At 33.3% G+C, this 2386-nt stretch carries 4 protein-coding genes, 1 tRNA gene and 1 pseudogene; 3 read left to right on the forward strand and 3 right to left on the reverse strand.

Annotated elements, in window-relative coordinates:
• On the reverse strand, positions 1-323 hold a 323-nt coding region (gene rbfA / locus ABIQ27_RS04445), incomplete at its 3' end, for a 30S ribosome-binding factor RbfA (RefSeq protein ID WP_348032422.1).
• 251 nt (positions 324-574) lie between these two features.
• On the opposite strand from rbfA, the gene mce reads away from it, so the two are divergent.
• Positions 575-976 (forward strand): methylmalonyl-CoA epimerase, encoded by a 402-nt coding sequence (gene mce, locus ABIQ27_RS04450; RefSeq protein WP_348032423.1) that lies wholly within the window; start codon positions 575-577, stop codon positions 974-976.
• A 107-nt stretch (positions 977-1083) separates the two neighbouring features.
• Positions 1084-1157 (forward strand) — tRNA-Ile (locus tag ABIQ27_RS04455).
• A gap of 290 nt (positions 1158-1447) precedes the next feature.
• Here the strand turns inward: ABIQ27_RS04455 and ABIQ27_RS04460 are convergent.
• Positions 1448-1612: a hypothetical protein gene (locus ABIQ27_RS04460; RefSeq protein WP_348032424.1), complete on the reverse strand. Its 165-nt coding sequence runs from the start codon at positions 1610-1612 to the stop codon at positions 1448-1450.
• Positions 1613-1625: 13 nt separating this feature from the next.
• A complete protein-coding gene (locus tag ABIQ27_RS04465) occupies positions 1626-2216 on the reverse strand; it encodes a riboflavin synthase (RefSeq protein WP_348032425.1) in 591 nt (196 codons plus the stop codon).
• A gap of 60 nt (positions 2217-2276) precedes the next feature.
• Here ABIQ27_RS04465 and ABIQ27_RS04470 point away from each other — a divergent pair.
• Positions 2277-2386 (forward strand): annotated as a pseudogene (locus tag ABIQ27_RS04470) (4-hydroxythreonine-4-phosphate dehydrogenase PdxA); the annotation flags it as partial.

Raw genomic sequence — 2386 nt, forward strand, 5'->3', positions numbered from 1 at the left:
TCAATCTTTTCGATATAATCCAACGAGTCATCAATATAAAAAGAAAGATTAGGCACTTTTCGCAATTGCAATTTAACGCGTTGCGATAAATCATGCTTAATCAAAGGAGAATTTGTTTTTATTGCCGCCATCAATTCGGCCGCCTTTTCCTGTGGAAATACGCTCAGATACACTTTGGCGACAGACAAATCAGTAGTTACAATTACTTTAGAAACCGAAATTACCAGGTTTGAAATTCCGTTTTTACGCACTTCACCCTGAAGAATATCAACTAAATCTTTCTGAAGAACACTGCCTATTTTTTTCTGTCTATTCGTTTCCATGCGGCAAAAATACAACTTTTAAGTTGGAAAGTTACAAAGTTCCTGAGTCGTAAAGTTTTTTTAGGAGCTATTCCTGCTATCCGTTATATCTTTTTATAAATTGCAACGGGTTTAAACCCGTTGCAATTTATAAAAAGGATGCCACTTCTATCAGGGCTAATTTTTGAAATCCTTATCTTTGAATTTTTAACCGACTTTGCAACTTTGCAACTTTGAAACTTTGCAACTTTGAAACTCTGCAACTTTAAAAAATGAAAAAAATTGAACACATCGGAATAGCGGTCAATAATTTAGAAACTTCCAATCTGCTTTTCGAAAAACTATTTGGAAATCCACCATACAAACAGGAAGAAGTCGAAAGCGAAGGCGTGAAAACTTCTTTTTTTATGAACGGGCCAAATAAGATAGAATTATTAGAGGCGACAAATCCGGAAAGTCCAATTGCTAAATTCTTAGAAAAGAAAGGCGAAGGAATTCATCATATTGCTTTTGATGTAGAAAATATAGTTGAAGAAATCGAAAGATTAAAAAAAGAAGGATTTATTGTTTTAAATGAAACACCAAAAAAAGGAGCCGATAATAAGTTAGTCGCTTTTTTGCACCCAAAAGGAACAAATGGCGTTCTGATTGAACTTTGTCAAGAAATCAAGTGAAAATAGTTGCATCGAAAAAAAAATAGTGGTAATATTGCAACCTCAAATAAAGCTCGTCTTTATTCACTGAGCACAGTAAATCAATAGAATAACTGTGAAGTAAAACCGGTCCTATAGCTCAGTTGGTTAGAGCACCTGACTCATAATCAGGTGGTCCTTGGTTCGAGCCCAAGTGGGACCACATTATTTTCAAGACCTCTTATGAGGTCTTTTTTGTCTAATCGAAAACCGAAAAGTTGAATACATCGTTAATTAATGTATGTTGTCGATTTTTTACAAAGAAGATAGAAATCGCTGTTGTCAGCACTTGTGAAACACTAATTTTCTATTAACTTTACGGATTAAATATTTTAATTTATTTTGGTAAATAGAATTTTTTTATACTTTTACGCACTATGAAATTTGTCCCGAATAAATTTATTCTTATTCTGGCAGTGTTTTTTTTGCAAATAACAGCTGTTTTTGCAGATCCTAATCCACCGCCACCGTCATCGCCGCCACCGCCGCCAGGACTACCTCTGGATGGTGGAATTTTTCTTTTGGCACTACTTTCGGTGTGTTTTGGGATTTATAAATTGAACAAAATAAAAAATATAAAAAAAGCTTCAAATTAATTTGAAGCTTTTTTATTTCCATGATTTTCTGCCTTTTATTGATTTAAAGAATGCAGACGAGCAATGTATTTTCCCACAACATCAAACTCAAGATTGATATTTGTGCCAATTTTGATATTTTTAAAATTTGTATGCTCAAAAGTATAAGGGATAATGGCCACGCTAAACTCATTGGCTTTAGAATTTACAACCGTCAAACTCACACCATTCACTGTTATTGAGCCTTTTTCAATAGTAATGTTATTCAAATTACTATCATATTCAAAGGCAAAATACCAACTGCCATTGGCTTCTTCAACCGACTTACAAATTCCTGTTTGGTCAACATGCCCCTGAACAATATGACCATCAAGTCGGTCTCCTAATTTCATTCCGCGTTCTAAATTTACTAAATCGCCAATTTTCCAATCGGCTAAATTTGTCTTTTCAATTGTTTCTCTAATTGCGGTTACAGTATATTCATCATTATTGATGGCAACGACGGTAAGGCAAACACCATTGTGAGCAACACTTTGATCAATTTTTAATTCATGTGCTACAACAGAAGAAATAGTTATGTCCAGATTATCGTTATCTTTTTTTAAATCTTTTATTATTCCAAGGGTTTCAATTATTCCTGTAAACATTATGGTTTTATTTTACTAAATTTGCACTTCAAAATTAGCAATAAATAACTAGTACTTCTTATGAAAAAAGCAGAAAATATAATCGTTGGAATTTCAATAGGAGATTTAAACGGTATTGGAAGCGAAGTAGTTCTTAAGACATTTGATGACTCAAGAATGTTGGAACTTTG

This window comes from Flavobacterium sp., assembly GCF_039916025.1.
In the GTDB taxonomy this organism is placed as follows: Bacteria; Bacteroidota; Bacteroidia; order Flavobacteriales; family Flavobacteriaceae; genus Flavobacterium.